The organism is Comamonas sp. (assembly GCF_009360615.1).
In the GTDB taxonomy this organism is placed as follows: domain Bacteria; phylum Pseudomonadota; class Gammaproteobacteria; order Burkholderiales; family Burkholderiaceae_C; genus Comamonas.
In genome coordinates this window covers 1-17,748 of record NZ_SPEY01000115.1, presented here as the reverse complement: position 1 = coordinate 17,748, position 17,748 = coordinate 1, and the positions used below count along the sequence as shown (strand labels likewise).

The following is a 17,748-nucleotide window of genomic DNA, read 5'->3' as shown; positions in this document are numbered from 1 at the left end:
CCTGGCGCTCGGACTCTTCCGAGACACGCAGACCCACGGTCAGATCGGCAATCTTGTAGGCCACGTAGGAGACCACGCCCGACCAGACGATGGTCACCAGCACGCTCTCGACCTGCACCCACAGTTGATGGGCCATGTTGTAGCCCTCGGGTTCGATGCCGCCCAGGCCCTTGGCGCAGAACACGCCGGTCAGGATGGCACCGAGAATACCGCCGACACCGTGGACGCCGAACACGTCGCAGACATCGTCAACCTTGAGCATGCGCTTGAGGCCGGACACGCCCCAGAAGCACAGAGGGCCGGCGATGATGCCCATGACGATGGAGCCCATGGGGCCGACGAAACCGGCGGCCGGCGTGATGGTCACCAGACCGGCCACGGCACCCGAGGCCGCACCCAGCATGGAGGCCTTGCCGCGCAGCAGCGCCTCGGCCACGATCCAGGAGATGGCGGCAGCGCCGGTGGCCAGGATGGTGTTGATGAAGGCCAGGCCGGCCGCACCGTTGGCAGCACCGGCAGAGCCGGCGTTGAAGCCGAACCAGCCCACCCACAGCAGGGACGCGCCGACCATGGTCAGTGTCAGGCTGTGCGGAGGCAGCGCTTCCTTGCCGAAGCCGATGCGCTTGCCCAGCATGTAGGCCCCCACCAGACCGGCCACGGCCGCGTTGATGTGCACCACGGTGCCGCCCGCGAAGTCCAGCGCGCCATCGGCACCCAGCAGACCGCCGCCCCACACCATGTGGGCCATCGGGATGTAGCTGAAGGTGAACCACAGCACCGAAAACACGATCACGGCCGCGAATTTGATGCGCTCGGCGAACGCACCCACGATCAGCGCCACGGTGATGGCTGCGAAGGTGGACTGGAAGGCCACGAACACGTATTCGGGGATGGTCTTGAGCATCGAGGACAGCGTGTCAGGGGTGATGCCCATGAGGAACAGCTTGTCGAAGCCCGCGAAGAACTTTCCTTCGCCGCCAAAGGCCAGCGAGTAGCCGTAGATGGCCCACAGCACGGTGATCAGTGAAAAGATCACGAAGACCTGTGCCAGCACCGACAGCATGTTCTTGCTGCGCACCAGGCCGCCGTAGAACAGCGCCAGGCCGGGGATGACCATCAGGATCACCAGCATGGTCGAGGTCAGCATCCAGGCCGTATCGCCGGCGCTCAGGGTGGGGACGACCTCCGCTGCGGCTGCGGCCACAGGCGCGGCGGCAGCAGCGGTGGCAGCCTCCTGGGCAAAGCCCGCGGCGCTTGCAGCCAGCAGGCCCAGTCCCAGGCCTGCACTCAATAATGTCTTGGTCATGGCAATCTTTCTCAAAACGGTTCCAGAGAGACTGAGCCTTTACAGGGCCGCGTCGCCGGTTTCTCCTGTACGGATACGGATCGACTGCTCCAGCGGCTGCACAAAAATCTTGCCGTCGCCGATCTTGCCGGTGCGGGCTGCACCCTCGATGGCGTCGATGGCGGCGTCCACCAGGTCGTCGGTGATCGCGGCCTCGATCTTCAGCTTGGGCAGAAAGTCCACCACGTACTCGGCACCGCGGTACAGCTCGGTGTGGCCTTTCTGGCGGCCAAAGCCCTTGACCTCGGTCACGGTGATGCCTTGAACACCGATTTGGGAAAGCGCTTCACGCACTTCGTCGAGCTTGAAGGGTTTGATGATGGCAATCACCATTTTCATGACGGGCTCCTGAAAAATTAGAAAGTCTTGGAGAGCGTCAGAATCAGACGCGCCTTGTTCACATCGCCGAAGAAGGCCTTCTTGTTGGCGCCGGTCACCGCTGCCCCCGCGGAGAAACCGTCACCCAGGTCATAGGCACCACCGACGCTGTAATCCACATAGTTGGGAACGCCCAGGTCCTTGATGTCGCTGGAGAAATGGGTGTAACCAACCGATGCCTTGAGTGTCACCTTGGGCATCACTTCCTGGCTGTAGGAGAACTGCAGATAACCGGTGTTGCGACCCTTGAGTCCCGAGCCGGACTTGGCGCCAGCCCATCCGAAATAGTCTTTGGATACCGTATGCGAGTACTTGGCCGTGAACGGACCGTAGGTGCCGGAGCCATAGATCTCGGTGGTGTTGCCATGGGCATTGCCGGAGTACACATAGGTCAGCAGGCCCACATCCCAGTCCACATCGGCGGCCTTGAACTTGTAGCCGCCATAGAAGTCGGTTTCCAGCGAATTGCCGGGCAGCCAGTCCACGGAGGAGTTCCAGTTGCCTACGTAGAAGCCGCTGTCGCCGAAGGTGTAGTCGAAGCCGCCTTGCAGCGCAGGCTTGACGGCTTTGTTGCGGCTGGCGTCCTGGTCCTGACCGCGGAACTTGTAGTTGGTGGTCAGGGCAACGTTGGCGGAGAGCTGGGCATGGGCCCACATGGGGGCGGCAACGGCGCAGGCCAGGGCGGCAGTCTTGGCGAGAGTCTTGAAACGGCTAGCAGCGGGACTGGGCATTCAGGGTTCCTCCGGTTTGAAAATTTCGTGGCAAAAATCTCGGATGAACTGTCCAAGCACAGACCGTGCCAGTCTCTGTGAATGCTCCGGTGTGGTTCGTTGTCCAAGGCCCTGAAACGGCCACCGTGCCATAGCTGCCGGGTACAAAAAGCTACGAGTTTTCACAATCACCGAGCGCAACTTTCGCCACCCGGATGGTGGTCGGAACCGGTTGCACCAATATGGTGCGTTTCTGCGATGCACTGCCGTGGCCCGGCTTTTGTCCCGCTTTTTGCACCAAACAGGGGATCTGCCAGTGAGTGCGTGCTCTGTGCCTGGGTGGAGACGCAAAAAAGCCCATCGCCGGGGCGATGGGCCTGTAGACCGGGCGCAACTCAGAAGCTGGCCTGGGGCAGATCCGCCGAGGTGAACACCAGCGAGACCTTGGCGTCTTCCGGAATCGGCGGCAGCGCCTGATTCCAGTGCTGCCAGGCGCTGCGCAGCTCGGCCAGTTTCCGGGGCTCGCGATCGCGCAGATTGGCGCGCTCGCGCGGGTCCTTGCCGATGTGGAACAGGTATTCGATGCCCTCGACCTGCAGATATTTCCAGTCACCGCGGATCAGGGCCTTTTGCGAGCGGTGCTTCATGCGCCAGGCCAGGTCGCGTTCGGGCACCCAGGCCGGGTCCTGCATCAGCGGCAGCAGGCTGATGCCGTCCAGCGGATAGTCGGCATGTGCGGCCACGCCGGCGGCGGCCAGGAAGGTGGCCGACCAGTCCATGGTCAGGCAGGGCGTGTCGCAGACGGCGCCGGCCATCATGCGGGCCGGCCAGCGTGCCAGCAAAGGCACGCGGATGCCGCCTTCGAGCAGGTCCATCTTCTGCCCCACGAAGGGCCAGGTATTGGAGAAGCGCTCGCCTCCGTTGTCGCTGGTGAAGACGATGAGCGTGTTCTCGCTCATGCCTTTTTCCTCCAGCGCATCCAGCAGCCAGCCGATGCCTTCGTCCATGTGGTGGATCATGCGCTGATAGGTGTCGATGGAGCCGCCGTCGATATGCTTGCCCATTCCTTGCAGGCGCTCGGACTCGGCGCGGTCCTCGCGCGTCAGCCACGGCCAGTGCGGCGCGCTGTAGTGCAGCGAGAGGTAGAAGGGCTGGTCGGATGTCTGGCGCCTGACGAAGTCCACGGCGCGGCGGCTCAGCAGATCGGTCAGATAGCCGTCTTCGGCATGCGGCTCTTCGTTGAGCCAGAAGTCGGGGCGCCCGCGCGGATCGCAATGGGCGAAGTAGTCGGCGCCGCCCGCATGAAAGCCGTAGAACTCCTCGTAGCCCGACAGGCGCGGGCCGAAATGCGGCGGGTAGCCCAGATGCCATTTGCCGACCAGGGCCGTGGCATATCCGGCATCGCGCAGCAGCGATGCCACCGTGGGGTGATCGGGCGGCAGCCCCAGCACCTTGTCGCCATGCACGCTGGCGATCGGCTCCTCGGCCGCGCCGCGCAGGCGGTACTGCCAGCGGCCGGTGGCCAGCGCAAAGCGCGTGGGCGAGCACACCGAGGAGTTGGAGTAGCCGCGCGTGAAACGCAGGCCCTGGGCCGCCATCGCGTCCAGGCGCGGCGAGACGTCGGTGGCATTGTTGTGTGCATCGCGCGCACCGGTGCAGCCCAGGTCGGCATAGCCGAGGTCATCGGCCAGGATGAAGATCAGATTGGGGCGGGAGTCGGTCATGGGAGAGCGAGGAACATTCAAAAACAGGAGCTTCTATCGCTTTTTAATAAAGGATTCTGAATAGATTTGATGCTGAAAATGTTTGGTAGCAAGCGATAGATGCTCCTCAAATATCAGGGCTTGAAGCCCGAGCGCTGCACCACCGGCGCCCATTGCGCGCGGTAGGCCTTGAGCATTTTTTCCGTGTCCTGCGCGCTGCTGACCACGGGCACCAGGTTGGAGGCGGCGAACTTGTGCTGCGTGTCGGCTTCCTTCATCACTTCCTGCACCAGCTGCGAAAGGCGCTGCACCGTGGCCGGCGCCATGCTCTGCGGGGCGAACAAGGTGTTCCAGCCCGTGCCGACCAGGTTCACGCCCAGCTCCTTGAGCGTGGGAATGCCGGGCGCCATGGCACTGCGGCGCTCGCCCGAGGTGGCCAGCACGCGCAGCTTGCCCGCTTCGTGCTGGGCAATCTGGGTGTCGAAAGTGTCGACGGCGATGGGGATCTGCCCGCCCATCAGGTCGGTGAGCAGCGGGCCCGAGCCCTTGTAGCCCACGACCTCGACCGGCACCTTGGCGGTCTCGCCCAGCATCAGCGCGAAAAAGTGCGGCAGGCTGCCCGTGGCCGGCACGCCGAAATTGGCCTGCTGCGGATTGGCCTTGAGCCAGGCCAGCAGGTGCGGCAGCTCCTTCACGGGTACGGCGCTGGCGACGGCCAGGCCGAACTCGTAGCGGTTCACCTCGCTGATGGGGCGGAAGTCCTTTTCCGGGTCGTAGCCGGAGTCCGGGAACACCAGCGGCGCCACCACCATCACGGCGGGATTGGCCAGCAGCACGGCGGGCTGGGAGGCGGGCGCGTTCTTCACGTACTGGGCCGACAGACGGCCGCCCGCGCCGGGCTTGTTTTCCACGATCACCGGGCTGCCCAGCCGGGCCTGCAGGCGGTCGGCCACGATGCGTGCCACGCGGTCGGTGGCGCCGCCGGGCGGATAGCCGACCACCATGCGCAGCGGTGTCTTGTTGGGAAACAGGGCATGGGTCTCCTGGGCCTGCAGCGCGCCGCTGCCCAGCAATCCTGCGCTCAGGCCGAGCCCCGCCGCGAGCTTGCCGAAGATTCTTCTTTGCATCGTCATGTCTCTCCTGGTCTGTGATCCGCGCCGCGGTCTCACGCCATTGCTGATGGAAAAGCGGGCAGTGTAAGTGCGCGCCGGCAACGGTCCGAGCAGCGCGGATGGCCTCAATCGGGTTTCAGATGGATCTTGCGGGCCAGCGCTTCCCATTTGTCCGAGATCTCGCGCACCCTGGCCTGGGCCTGCTCGGGGCTGCTGCCCACCATCTCGATATCCACGGCCTTGACCCGCTCCTGCTGCTGCGGCGAGCGGATGGCGGCATCCATGGCGGCGAGAAAGCGCTTCTGGATCTCGGCAGGAACGCCCTTGGGGGCGGCCAGCAGCAGCCAGTAGGTGCCGTCGAAGTCGGGGTAGCCGGACTCGGCGATCGTGGGCAATGCCGGCAGCAGGGGCGAGCGCGTGCGCCCCGTGGTGGCCAGTGCGGTGACGCGGCCGCTCTGGATCTGGGGCAGCACCGTGGGGGCGGCCAGGAAGCCGCAGTCTACCTGGCCCCCCATCAGGTCCTGCATGGCCGGTGCCGGCCCCTTGTAGGGCACATGCACCATCTTCACGCCGGTGCTGGACAGCAGGGACTCCATGACCAGATGGCCGGGCGAGCCCGCGCCGCCCGTGGCATAGGTCAGCTCGCGCGACTTGGCAGCGTCCAGCATGTCCTTGACGGACTTGAAGCCGAGGCCGGGGGTGCAGATCAGGGTCTGCGAGAACCTGGCGGCGGCATTGAGCACCACGATGGCATCGCTGGAGTAGCCGATGTTCTTGTAGATATGCTTGTTGACGGTGAGCACCGGGTCCATGGCCCACAGCCAGGTATAGCCGTCGGCCGGGGCGCGGGCGACTTCGGCCGCCCCGATATTGCCGTTGGCCCCGGCCCGGTTCTCCACGATCACGGCCTGGCCCAGGGCCTTCTGCACGGCCGCAGCGAGCGGGCGCACGGCGATGTCGGACGGGCCGGCGGGCGGCGTGGGAACGATGATGCGTATGGGCTTGGCGGGCCAGTTGTCGGCCGCATGGGCTGCCGTGAGCAGCGCGGCGGCCACCAGCCCGGCCAGAGTGCGGCGGGCGATACGGGTGCAAGGCATGGTGTCTCCTGTCGTTTTCTTTGGAGCCACTGTAAGCAGTGACTCGATAATGGATCTAATCCATCATTCCTAGAGAAAACCCACAAACATCCATGACCAAGGTGCAGCGCCACCCCTGGCGGCAGCCGTCCGAGCTGGACGATCTGTTCCTCTACCATCTGGCCCGCCTGATGAGCTCGACCGGGACCATGGTGGTGCGCCTGTGCGAGGGCGGCTTCGGCATCACCCGGCGCGAGTGGCGCATGATCGGCCTGCTGGCTACCAAGGGCGCCATGCAGCCGTCCCGGCTCGCGGAGCTGGCGCAGCTCGATCGCACGCGGACCTCGCGCACCATTTCCGCCCTGATTGCCAAGGGGCTGCTGCACAAGCAGGGTATGGCCGGCGACGGGCGCCAGGCCATGGTGCAGCTGACGGCCGCCGGGCTGGCGCTGCACACCCAGCTGTTTCCGCAGATACAGGCGATCAATCAGGAGCTGCTCGGCGACGTCAGCGATGCCGAGCTTCAGGTGGTGTCGCAGGTCTTCGAGCGTGTTCGCTCCCGGGCGGCGCTCATGCAGGAGCAGGGCAGCTTTCCCAAGGCCGAGCGCCGTCGTGGCCGGGCCGCGGGCAGGCAGCCCGCCCCGGATGATGCCGCCGCCTGACGGCCTGTGCACACCCCTATTGCCTGCGGGAGCCGCTGGGGCATACGCTAGGCCTTCCAGTCCGGCTTGAAGGGGAGGGACGTAATGGGTCTGGCTCTGGTTCAAAGTCGTGCCCTGCTGGGTCTGCAGGCACCGGGTGTCACCGTCGAGGTCCATCTGGCCAACGGCCTGCCGTCGTTCACCCTGGTGGGCCTGGCAGAGGTGGAGGTCAAGGAGGCGCGCGAGCGGGTGCGCGCGGCCATCGTCAATGCGGGGCTGGAGTTCCCGAACAACCAGCGCATCACGGTCAACCTGGCTCCGGCAGACCTGCCCAAGGACTCCGGCCGCTTTGACCTGCCGATAGCGCTGGGCATTCTGGCGGCCAGCGGGCAGATCGATGCCCAGCGGCTCGCCGACTATGAGTTTGCGGGTGAGCTGTCCCTGACCGGTGCGCTGCGCCCGGTGCGCGGGGCCCTGGCAACGGCGCTGGCCTTGCAGCGTCAGCAGCACCGCGTGCGGCTGGTGCTGCCGCCGGATAGTGCGCAGGAGGCCGCTTTCGTGCCGGCCATCGAAGTCTTCAGCGCTGCGCATCTGCTGGACGTGGTCAGGCAGTTCATCGCGCATGACGCCACCCTGGCGGAGCAGGGCGATGACGTGGAGGGCTGGCAGCGGGTGCACTCCATACCCGCTGAGGCTTCTTTGCAGTCGCTGGATCTGCGCGAGGTGCGCGGCCAGATGCAGGCCAAGCGCGCGCTTGAAATTGCAGCTGCCGGCGCACATGGTGTGCTGATGATCGGCCCTCCGGGTTCGGGAAAATCCATGCTGGCCCAGCGCTTTGCCAGCTTGCTGCCGGGCATGACCGACGAGGAAGCGCTCGAAGCCGCAGCCATTGCCAGCCTCAGCGGCCGTTTCACGCCGCAGCTGTGGCGCCAGCGACCGTTTGCCGCGCCTCATCACACGGCCAGCTCCATTGCGCTGGTCGGCGGCGGCTCTCCGCCCCGGCCTGGCGAAATCTCCTATGCCCATTGCGGGGCGCTTTTTCTGGACGAGCTGCCCGAATTCGCGCGCAGTGCCCTGGAGGCCTTGCGCGAGCCGCTGGAGACCGGGCGCATCACCATCGCACGGGCCGCGCAGCGGGCGGAATTCCCGGCACGCTTCCAGCTGGTGGCCGCGATGAACCCCTGTCCCTGCGGCTACTGGGGCTCGCGCATCAGGGCCTGTCGCTGCTCGCCCGACCAGGTGGCCCGTTACCAGGCGCGCATCAGCGGCCCCTTGCTGGACCGCATCGACCTGCATGTGGAGGTGGCGGCGCTGTCGCCCGAGGAGTTGCTGGCAGCGCCCGAAGGCGAGAGCAGCGAGGCCGTTCAGCAACGCGTGAGTGCGGCCAGGGACAGGGCCTTGCGGCGCCAGGGCCTGCCCAATCATCAGTTGCAGGGGGTGCAGCTCGACACGCATCTGCAGTTGCAGCCCGAAGCGCTGGCTTTTGCGCACAAGGCTGCGACGCGTCTGGGCTGGTCGGCGCGCGGCACGCACCGGGCCCTGAAGGTGGCGCGAACCATTGCCGATCTGGCGGGCTCGGACGCCATCACGCAGGCCCATCTGGCCGAGTCCTTGCAATACCGCCGTGCGCTGATGCAGCCGTGATGCCTGGCGTGCTCAGGCAGCCAGGGCCAGCGGCACGGGCCGTGCCTGCGTGGTTCGGGGATCGACGCCCAGCACCTGCGCAAATGCGTGCAATGCGGGAGACCAGCCCGCAACGGCGGCGGTCACAAAACAGGTGTCGACAAAGGCCAGCTCCTGTCCGCTCCTGCCGGGCAAGGTCATCCAGTGCACGCCAAAGCGCTGCTGCTGGGCTTCGACCAGAGAGCGCGACAGCAGCGCATAACCCATGCCGGCGGCCACGCAGCCGAGGATGGTGTCCAGCATGCCCAGCTCCATGATGCGCACCGCCGTCACCCCCATCGAGGCCATCAGCAGCTCGATCCGCTGGCGGTAGCTGCAGCCCTGGCGGAAGGCCAGGAACACGGCGTTGCCGAAGTCCGCAGCGGTGGGGAAGCGCGTCAGCGGCTGTCCGCTGACCAGCACCAGCTCTTCGCGGAACAGCGGCCAGGAATGCAGCTCGCTCTGCGGTGCGGCACCGTTGATGAAGGCGCAGTCGATGCGACCGGCCGCCAGCTCCACCAGCAATGCGGCCGTGGGCCGGGCATCCAGTTCCAGGTCGATGTCCGGATGCAGTCTGCGCAATTCGGCCAGCAGGGGCGGCAGGCGCAGGGCGGCCGTGGTTTCCATGGAGCCTATGCGCAAGGCGCCCTTGACCTGGCCGGCTGCAAATTGTGGGGTTTGCAGCATGGCCAGCACCTGGTCATGCGACTGCAGCATCTGCCGCGCAGCTTCCAGCAGCGTGCGCCCCGCCGGAGTGGGAAAGACCGGGCTGGCCCGCATCAGCAGCTGCACGCCCGCTTCGTCCTCGAGCTTTTTGATATGGGCCGTGACATTGGACTGCACGGTGTGCAGCCGCTGGGCCGCGGCACCAAAGCTGCCGCTTTCGCAGACGGCTTCGAACATGCGCAGGGATTTGAGTTGCATATGCGGCTCCAGTATCTTGAAATGAGATGCAGGTCATCATTTTGAATCATTGGACATGATCGAGTCGCTGCCTTTAGGCTAGATGCCAATTTCCCTCCGGAACCCGAGCTGTGATCGAGCGCAAAGAACTTCCCCTGCTGTTGACCGGTTTCATGGCCACCTTGAGCGGCGTCGGCCTGGCCCGTTTCGCCTACACGGCGCTGATGCCGCAGATGGTGCATGCGGGCTGGTTCAGCGGCGAGCAGGTGGCCTATCTGGGGGCCGCCAATTTGCTGGGCTATCTGATCGGCGCCCTGGTCGCAGCGCCGCTGGCCGAGCGCATGGGCGCGCTGCGCGTGCTGGTGATCTGCTGGGTGGCCGTGATGCTCAGCTTTGCAGGCTGCAGCCTGCCCCAGCCCATGGCCCTGTTCTTTGTCTGGCGGCTGATCTCGGGCATTGCCGGGGCCGCGCTGATGGTGCTGGGCCCGTCGGTGGCCATGGCTGCGGCCGCGCCGCCGCGCCGCGCCACGCTGGGTCCGCTGATGTTCTGCGGCATTGGCGTGGGCGCCTTGCTGGCCGCCACCCTGGTGCCCATGTTTGCGCGCAGCAGCCTGAGCGCCGTCTGGTGGGCGCTGACGGCGCTATGTGCGCTGGCGCTTTACAGCGGATGGCATGCCGCGCGCCAGATCCCGCTGCATGCGCCGGTGGCGGTCCAGCCCACGGCGACGGCCGCCACTTCCGGTGCAACGCCATGGAGCCTGGCGGTGATCCTGGTGCTGACCGCCTATGCCTGCGACGCCTTCGGCTTTGTGCCGCACACCGTGTTCTGGGTGGACTACCTGGATCGTGAGCTGCAGCTGGGCGGCGCCTATGCCTCGACGCAATGGGCATTCTTCGGGCTTGGCGCGATGGTCGGGCCGCTGTGTGCGGCCTACTGCGCCACGCGCTGGGGCTGGTGGGGAACGACCACGGGCGCCTATGCCCTCAAGGCCGTGGCCATCGGCCTGCCGCTGGTCTGGGCCGGTTTCGGCGGTCACGCGCTGTCGGGTTTTGTGGTGGGGGCGCTGTCACCGGGCATGGCGGCCATCACCTCGGGTTATCTGATGCAGCTCATTGGCCCCGGCCAGCACAAGAAAATGTGGGGCTATGCCACGGCGGCATTTGCGCTGTTGCAGGCTAGCTCCGGCTATCTGATGGCATTTGTCTACGCCAGCAGCGGCAGCTATCGCCAGCTGTTCGTGCTGGGCTGCGCGGCGCTGGGCCTGGGGGCGCTGCTGGTGGCCTCCAGCCGCCTGGCCCGCGCGACGCAATGATCCATATCGAGAAGTGACAACCAGGAGACGCACGATGAGCAAACTACCTTTGTGGATGACAGGCCTGGGTCTGCAGCATCCCATCATTCAGGCCCCGATGGCCGGGACCTCGACCCCGCAGCTGGCGGCTGCCGTGAGCAATGCATACGCCCTGGGTTCGGTCGGCATAGGCGCCTACGGCCTCGAGCAGGCGCGCCAGCACATTGAACAGACGCGTGCGCTGACCAATCGCCCCTTCAACGTCAACCTCTTCTGTCACCGTGCGCCGGCAGCAGATGCGGAGCGCGAAGCGCAGTGGCTGCGCTATCTGGCGCCGGAGTTCGAGCGCTACGGCGCGTCCGTGCCGTCTGGCCTGCGCTGCATCTACGAGTCCGCGCTGGGCAATGCGCGGTTGCAGGCCATGTTGCTGGAGCTGCGCCCCACCGTGGTGAGCTTTCATTTCGGCCTGCCGGAGCAGAGCTTTGTAGATGCCTTGCGTGCTGCCGGCATCACCACGCTGGCCTGTGCCACCAGTCTCGACGAGGCGCGCCAGATCGAGCAGGCCGGGGTGGATGTGATCGTGGCCCAGGGCATGGAGGCGGGCGGCCATCGCGGCGCTTTCGTGCCAGAGCAGGACACTCTGATGGGGACTTTTGCGCTGGTGCGGCTGCTGGCGCGCGAGTCCCGCCTGCCCGTGGTCGCCGCCGGCGGCATCATGGACGGTGCAGGCATTGCCGCTGCGCTGCAGCTCGGAGCCTGTGCCGTGCAGATGGGCACGGCCTTCATCCTCTGCCCCGAATCCGCAGCCAGCCAGGCCTACCGCGCCGAGCTGCAAGGCGACAGCGCACAGCACACGGCCATCACCGCCGCCATTTCCGGGCGTCCTGCGCGCGGCATGTTCAACCGTCTGCACCAACTGGGGAGAGACTATGCGGGAGCAATGCCCGCCTATCCCATGGTGTATGACGCAGGCAAGGCGCTGCACCAGGCAGCCAGCTCGCAGGGCAGCAGCGACTATGCCGCGCACTGGGCCGGCCAGGGCGCACCGCTGGCTCGCGCCATGCCTGCGGCCGAACTCGTGCGCACGCTGGCGCAGGAGCTGGATGCGGCGACTTCGGCCTAGCCAGGATCAGACGAGGGTCGCCCAACAATGCATGGAGCGGTCTTGCGAAGCTAGAGCACCTGTTTGTCGCGCAGCGCCTGCAGTTGCGCAGCGTCGAGCTGCAGTCTTTCACGCAACACCTCCTCGGTGTGCTGGCCCAGGGCTGGAGGCGCATAACGCAGCGTGGCCGGCGTGTCGGACAGGCGCAGAGGGCTGGCCGTGGTGATCACCTGGTTGATGCACTCGCCCTTCGGCAGCTCTCCATCCGGGTAGCGCTGCTGCGTGATGCGCAGGCCACGTGCCTGCACATGGGGGTCTTCAAAGGCCTGACGGATGTTGTTGATGGGGCCGCAGGGCACGGCTCGGGCTTCCAGCAACGCGATCCAGTCGGCCGTGCTGCGGCTGCGAGTCAGCTCGGACATCATGTCGACCATCTCCACACGGTGAATGACCCGGCCCGCGTTCGTGGTGAAACGTGCGTCCTGGTGCCAGGCCACGCCGGCCGCTTCGCAAAAGCGTGCGAACTGGCCGTCGTTGCCTATCGCCAGCAACATACTGCCGTCGGCCGTGGGAAAGTCCTGATAAGGAACCACGCTGGGGTGGGTGTTGCCCTGGCGGCCCGGAATGCTGCCCGTGTTCAGGAATCCTGTGCCTTGGTTGGCCAGCACTGCCATGGCCACGTCCAGCAGCGCCATATCGATATGCTGGCCTCGGCCGGTGTGGTGTCGTGCTTCCAGCGCGCTCAGAATGGCGCTGGTGGCATACATGCCGGTGAACAGATCGATCACGGCCACACCCACGCGCAAGGGGCCGCTGCCGGGCTCGCTGTCCGCGCGGCCGGTGATGCTCATCAGGCCGCTCATGGCCTGGATCAGCAGGTCATAGCCTGCGCGCGGCGCATAGGGCCCGGTATGGCCGAAGCCGGTGACGGAGCAGTAGATCAGACGAGGATTGAGGGCCGCGAGGCTGGCGTAGTCCAAGCCGTAGCGCTGCAGGCCGCCGGTCTTGAAGTTCTCCACCACGATGTCGCTGTCCTTGGCCAGCTCGCGGATGATGGCCTGGCCCTCCGGGGTTGCCATGTCGACCGTGATCGATCGCTTGTTGCGGTTACAGGCCGCAAAGTAGCAGGCGTGGGCAGAGGCGTCGCCCTGTGCATCTGCAAAAAAGGGCGGGCCCCAGTGGCGGGTGTCATCGCCTTCGCCGGGCTTTTCGATCTTGATCACGTCGGCGCCCATGTCGGCCAGATTCTGTGTGCACCAGGGGCCGGCGAGCACGCGTGAGAGATCGAGCACGCGCAGATGGCTCAGGGCACCTGTGCGGGCAGTGGCGAAGGAAACAGCTGCGGCAGTCATGAAGAGATTGGGTCCGGATAGAGGGCTGGCAGCCATCGTAGGCAGGCTGGTCTGTTGCGTGCTTCGCATTTGTGGAAGCCGGGTTTATCCGGGCCGGTCGCGCCAATACGCGACAGCCAGCCAGCTGGCGGCGTTCTTACAATGGGCCATGTCCATGCACTTTGACCTCGTAGACCTGCGCTTGATGACCCATATCGCGGAGGCCAACAGCATGACTCGTGGCGCCGAGCTCTCGTGCATTTCGCTGCCGGCCGCCAGCACGCGCATCAAGAACCTGGAAGACAGCATCGGCACCAAGCTGCTCTACCGCACCAGCCAGGGCGTGACGCTGACGCCGCCCGGCCAGGCGTTTGTCACCCATGCACGCATGGTGCTCAGCCAGATCGAGCACCTGCGCGGCGACATGCAGGAGTATGTGCGTGGCATCAAGGGCCATCTGCGCGTGTATGCCAACACCACTTCGCTGAGCGAATTCCTGCCGCCGGTATTGCGCGAGTTTCTGGGCCGCAATCCGGATGTGAATGTGGATCTGCGCGAGCGTCTGTCCCACGACATCGTGCGCGCCGTGACCGAAGGGCAGACCGACATCGGCATCGTGGCCGGTCTGGTGCGCACCGAGAACCTGGAAACCCTGCCCTACCGCAAGGACAGGCTGGTGTTGGTGGTGCCCAAGGGGCATGCGCTGGATGGGGAGATGCAGCTGGCGTTTTCCGACACGCTGGATCTGGACTATGTGGGCCTGCACGAGTCCAGCGCCATCCATGCTTTTCTGCGTCAGGCCTCGGACCATCTGCACAAGCCCATCAAGCAGCGCATCCAGGTCGGCAACTTCGAGACGGCTTGCCGCATGATCGAGTCCGGCGTGGGCGTGGGCGTGCTGCCGGAGTCGGCGGCCAGCCGCCACGCGGCGGTCATGAACATAGCCATCGTGCCGCTGTCGGATGCCTGGTCGGTGCGCGATATGCAGATCTGCATGCGCAGTCTGGATGCGCTGCCCAGTTTTGCCAAGGAGCTGGTGCAGCTGCTGGTGATCGATGCCGCGGGAACGTCCGATACCGGCGAGCTGCTCTAGGCGCGTAAGCACTTTCTAGAACGAGAGCGCGCTGCGCACGTGGAATATACATTTCAAGGCAATTCAAGCTCAAAGACTTGATTTCATCAGCGGGAGCTGCTCACTTTTCCAGTGTGGTGGGGGCTTTCCAGTACTTGAACGTGCCCTGGGCGGTAGCCACCAGCGTGCCTTGTGCGTCGGTGATCCTGGCGGCGCAGCTGCACAGGCTGCGGCTGGCTTGCACTACCCAGCCCTCGGCCAGCAAGCCGCCGCGACCGGGGCGGTGAAAGCGGCTGCTCATCTCCACAGTCACGGCGGTCTGCGACGGCGCCTGGGGCAGCGCGCTGGCGGCGCGCGACATCACCGAATCCAGCAGGCTCATCAGCACGCCACCATGAGCGGCAGGCAGCTGGTTGAGCAGCTCCTCACGCAACTCGGGCAGTCGTATCTGCACCATGCCGGGGGGCGCATCGGCCACCTGGCAGGCGCCCAGCAGGCGCATGAAAGCGCTGCGCTCATGGCCGAATTCCACAGGCCTTGTTGTCGGCGGGGCGATGGCGCTCATGCGTTGGCGCTCATGCGTTGGCGCTCATGCGTTGGCGCGGGCTTCGCGCACCATGTTGCGGGCAATGATGATCTGCTGGATCTGCGTCGTGCCTTCGTACAGCCGGAACAGGCGCACATCGCGGTAGAAGCGCTCGATGCCGTATTCGGACATATAGCCCGATCCGCCCAGGATCTGCACCGCGCGGTCGGCCACGCGGCCGCACATCTCGGTGGCGAACATCTTGGCGCAGGAGGCCTCGGTCGACACATTGCTGCCGTCGTCACGGCGGCGGGCTGCATCGATCGTCATGCATTCGGCCGCGTACAGCTCGGCCTGGCTGTCGGCCAGCATGGCCTGCACCAGCTGAAAGTCACAGATCGCCTGGCCGAACTGCTTGCGCTCCAGCGCGTACTGCAGGGCATCGCGCAGAATGCGCTTGGCGCAGCCCACGGCCACGGCGGCAATGTGGATGCGGCCTTTTTCAAGCACCTTCATGGCAGTCTTGAAACCCTTGCCTTCCTGCAGGCCGATCAGATTGGCGGCCGGCACCTTGACGTTGTCAAAGATCACGTCGCAGGTGTGGGCGCCGCGTTGGCCCATCTTCCTGTCGTATTTGCCGAAGCTGATCCCCGCAGACCTGGCGTCGACGATGAAGGAGGACACACCACCCGCGCCCTTGTCCTCGGGGTTGGTGCGGGCCATCAGCGTGAACATGCCCGCGTGCGGCGCATTGGTGATGAAGCGCTTGGTGCCGTTGACGATGTAGTGGTCGCCGTTCTTGACCGCCGTGGTGCGCAGCGATGCCGCGTCCGAGCCGGCTTCGGGCTCGGTCAGCGCGAACGAAGCAATCACCTCGCCGGTGGCAAGCCTGGGCAGCCACTGTGCCTGCTGCTCGGGCGTACCATCCATCAAAATGCCTTGTGAGCCAATGCCGACGGTGGTGCCGATGACGGAACGAAATGCCGGTGCAGTCTGGCACAGCTCCAGCAGCACGCGAACCTCTTCCTCCATGGTCAGCTCCAGCCCCCCGAAGCGCTCGGGAATGGTCAGACCGAAGAGGCCCAGATCGCGCATCTCCTGCACGATGGAGGCGGGGATCTCGTCGGTGTCGGCCACTTCGTTTTCGGCAGGCACCAGGCGCTCGCGCACAAAGCGGCGCACGCTGTCGAGCAGGGCTTCAAGGGTTTCGGGATCGCGAATCATGTGATTTATTCCTTGTCTCGTATGGCTATGTCTTGCCTGATGGATAGCTTCTTCAAGAACCACTCAGCAACTGCTGTCCGTGAGGAAAAAGCCGGTGCGGCTTCACGCGGAGGCTGGCCTGCACCGAAAAGCGGGTGCCTTGCCAGGGATGACGCGTAGCGGCCTGGGCCTAGAGTGCCTGCGAGGTTCCCAGAACCGCCGTGGCCTGGCTGGACAGCGTGCCGCCATTGCCATGGACCACGGCCGTGCGGTGGCGTGCCAGCTGCCGCAGGCCGGCCTGACCGCGCAGCTGGCGCACGGCCTCGATCAGCAGGAACACGCCATACATGCCCGGGTGGACGCAGGACAGACCGCCGCCATTGGTGTTCACGGCGAGACGGCCGCCGGGGGCGATGGCACCGCCTTGCACAAAGGAGCCGCCCTCGCCCTTGCGGCAAAAGCCCAGGTCTTCGAGAAACAGGATGGTGTTGATGGTGAAGGCGTCATACAGCTGGGCCATGTCCATGTCGGCTGGGGTCAGCCCCGCCATGGCAAAGGCCTGCCGGCCGGATTGGGTGGCTGAGGTCACGGTCAGATCAGACATGCAGGAGATCTGGCGGTTCCAGCAGGCTGTGGCATTGCCCAGGATGTAGACGGGGGGCTGTGACAGATCTCTGGCACGGTCTGCGCGGGTGAGCACGATGGCGCCGGCACCGTCGGTGACCAGACAGCAGTCGCGCACGCCCAGGGGACTGGAGACCATGCGCGCCTTCAGCACATCGTCGATGGTGAGCGGGTCGCGCATAAAGGCTTCTGGGTTGAGCTGGGCCCAGGCACGGGCCGCCACCGCCACCTCAGCCAGCTGCTCGCGTGTGGTGCCGTACTGGTGCATATGGCGCTGGGCAGCCAGCGCATAGGCCGAGGCCGGCAGCAGCGGCTCGTAAGGGTGTTCATAAGGCTGAGGGTCCATGGTGCGGCGCGCGGCCACGATGTCCTTGCGGCCTGCGGAACCTGAGCGCTGGGCGCTGCCGTAGCAGATCAGCACGGCTTTGCACTGGCCGGCTTCCAGCGCGCGCATGGCGGGCAGCAAATGGGCCACGAAGCTGCTGCCGCCCAGCATGGTGCCGTCGATGTAGCTGGGATTGATGCCAAGATGTTCGATCACCGGCATGGCCCACATGCTGGCGGTGACGCTGCAGGTGGCAAGGCCGTCGATGTCCTGCATGGTCAGGCCGGCATCGGCCACGGCCGCGTGGGCAGCACGTACCAGCAGCGTCATATCGTCCATGCCGGGGGCTTCGCCGCAGCCATAGGTGGCAGCGCCGGCAATGGCAACCTTGCCGCGCAGGGCACGATTCACGGTTGCGGCATCCAGGCTGGATGAAGGCAGAGAAACGCTCATGCGACCTCTCCTGGTGCATTGACGGCGGGGTGGAATACGACCAGTCCCTTGCCGTTGTGCTGGATCGTCTGGGCAGTGACCCGCATGCCGATCTGCACGCGCTCGGGTGCAATGCCTTCGATGCGGCTCATCATGCGCACGTCTTCATCCAGATCGATCAGCGCCACGTTGTAGTCACCGCCGGCTTCGGCTTTGCGGGCGATGGTGGTGGTGGAGTAGACCGTGCCCTGGCCGCTGGGGCGTACCCAGCGCAGCGGGCTGGCGCCGCAGTGCGGGCACAGCTCACGGGG

The 17,748-nt window shown here is 65.7% G+C and carries 17 protein-coding genes; 5 read left to right on the top strand and 12 right to left on the bottom strand.

Features of this window, described 5'->3' with window-relative positions:
* From E2583_RS23900 to E2583_RS23875, 6 genes are all read right to left on the bottom strand, one after another.
* On the bottom strand, positions 1–1,306 hold a 1,306-nt coding region (locus E2583_RS23900), incomplete at its 3' end, for an ammonium transporter (RefSeq protein WP_291599349.1).
* A 39-nt stretch (positions 1,307–1,345) separates the two neighbouring features.
* Complete coding sequence (glnK, locus tag E2583_RS23895) at positions 1,346–1,684, bottom strand: P-II family nitrogen regulator (RefSeq protein ID WP_291599348.1); 339 nt, start codon at positions 1,682–1,684, stop codon at positions 1,346–1,348.
* Positions 1,685–1,701: 17 nt separating this feature from the next.
* Positions 1,702–2,454, bottom strand: coding sequence for a TorF family putative porin (locus tag E2583_RS23890; protein WP_291599345.1), 753 nt, complete (start codon positions 2,452–2,454; stop codon positions 1,702–1,704).
* A gap of 374 nt (positions 2,455–2,828) precedes the next feature.
* Positions 2,829–4,157 (bottom strand): sulfatase-like hydrolase/transferase, encoded by a 1,329-nt coding sequence (locus E2583_RS23885; RefSeq protein ID WP_291599343.1) that lies wholly within the window; start codon positions 4,155–4,157, stop codon positions 2,829–2,831.
* Between the two features lie 113 nt (positions 4,158–4,270).
* Complete coding sequence (locus E2583_RS23880) at positions 4,271–5,263, bottom strand: Bug family tripartite tricarboxylate transporter substrate binding protein (protein WP_043007149.1); 993 nt, start codon at positions 5,261–5,263, stop codon at positions 4,271–4,273.
* A gap of 110 nt (positions 5,264–5,373) precedes the next feature.
* Positions 5,374–6,345 carry a tripartite tricarboxylate transporter substrate binding protein gene (locus tag E2583_RS23875; protein ID WP_291599341.1) on the bottom strand — a complete coding sequence of 324 codons (972 nt, stop codon included), beginning with the start codon at positions 6,343–6,345 and terminating at the stop codon, positions 5,374–5,376.
* Positions 6,346–6,437: 92 nt separating this feature from the next.
* On the opposite strand from E2583_RS23875, the gene E2583_RS23870 reads away from it, so the two are divergent.
* Both E2583_RS23870 and E2583_RS23865 read left to right on the top strand, forming a co-directional pair.
* Positions 6,438–6,986 carry a MarR family transcriptional regulator gene (locus E2583_RS23870; RefSeq protein WP_291599339.1) on the top strand — a complete coding sequence of 183 codons (549 nt, stop codon included), beginning with the start codon at positions 6,438–6,440 and terminating at the stop codon, positions 6,984–6,986.
* An 84-nt stretch (positions 6,987–7,070) separates the two neighbouring features.
* Positions 7,071–8,609, top strand: coding sequence for a YifB family Mg chelatase-like AAA ATPase (locus E2583_RS23865; protein ID WP_291599338.1), 1,539 nt, complete (start codon positions 7,071–7,073; stop codon positions 8,607–8,609).
* A gap of 12 nt (positions 8,610–8,621) precedes the next feature.
* Here E2583_RS23865 and E2583_RS23860 read toward each other — a convergent pair whose 3' ends face one another.
* Positions 8,622–9,551 carry a LysR substrate-binding domain-containing protein gene (locus E2583_RS23860; protein WP_291599335.1) on the bottom strand — a complete coding sequence of 310 codons (930 nt, stop codon included), beginning with the start codon at positions 9,549–9,551 and terminating at the stop codon, positions 8,622–8,624.
* Between the two features lie 110 nt (positions 9,552–9,661).
* Here E2583_RS23860 and E2583_RS23855 point away from each other — a divergent pair, with 110 nt between their 5' ends.
* Positions 9,662–10,843, top strand: a complete 1,182-nt coding sequence (locus E2583_RS23855; RefSeq protein WP_291599333.1) for a YbfB/YjiJ family MFS transporter — start codon at positions 9,662–9,664, stop codon at positions 10,841–10,843.
* A 34-nt stretch (positions 10,844–10,877) separates the two neighbouring features.
* A complete protein-coding gene (locus E2583_RS23850) occupies positions 10,878–11,945 on the top strand; it encodes a nitronate monooxygenase (protein WP_291599331.1) in 1,068 nt (355 codons plus the stop codon).
* A 50-nt stretch (positions 11,946–11,995) separates the two neighbouring features.
* Here the strand turns inward: E2583_RS23850 and E2583_RS23845 are convergent, their stop codons facing one another.
* Positions 11,996–13,276: a CaiB/BaiF CoA-transferase family protein gene (locus tag E2583_RS23845; protein ID WP_291599329.1), complete on the bottom strand. Its 1,281-nt coding sequence runs from the start codon at positions 13,274–13,276 to the stop codon at positions 11,996–11,998.
* A gap of 148 nt (positions 13,277–13,424) precedes the next feature.
* Here E2583_RS23845 and E2583_RS23840 point away from each other — a divergent pair, with 148 nt between their 5' ends.
* The gene (locus E2583_RS23840) at positions 13,425–14,348 is read left to right on the top strand and encodes a LysR substrate-binding domain-containing protein (protein ID WP_043370524.1); all 924 of its coding nucleotides are present in this window, start codon (positions 13,425–13,427) and stop codon (positions 14,346–14,348) included.
* Between the two features lie 100 nt (positions 14,349–14,448).
* On the opposite strand, the gene E2583_RS23835 is transcribed toward E2583_RS23840, so the two are convergent.
* From E2583_RS23835 to E2583_RS23820, 4 genes are all read right to left on the bottom strand, one after another.
* On the bottom strand, positions 14,449–14,892 hold the full coding sequence (locus E2583_RS23835) for a PaaI family thioesterase (RefSeq protein WP_043370526.1): 444 nt from the start codon (positions 14,890–14,892) through the stop codon (positions 14,449–14,451).
* Positions 14,893–14,916: 24 nt separating this feature from the next.
* Positions 14,917–16,077 carry an acyl-CoA dehydrogenase family protein gene (locus E2583_RS23830; RefSeq protein WP_043370527.1) on the bottom strand — a complete coding sequence of 387 codons (1,161 nt, stop codon included), beginning with the start codon at positions 16,075–16,077 and terminating at the stop codon, positions 14,917–14,919.
* Positions 16,078–16,246: 169 nt separating this feature from the next.
* A complete protein-coding gene (locus E2583_RS23825) occupies positions 16,247–17,458 on the bottom strand; it encodes a thiolase (RefSeq protein ID WP_291599325.1) in 1,212 nt (403 codons plus the stop codon).
* Positions 17,455–17,748 (bottom strand): OB-fold domain-containing protein (locus E2583_RS23820; protein ID WP_291599323.1); only part of this gene is annotated, 294 nt, incomplete at its 5' end. The genes E2583_RS23820 and E2583_RS23825, both read right to left, overlap by 4 nt.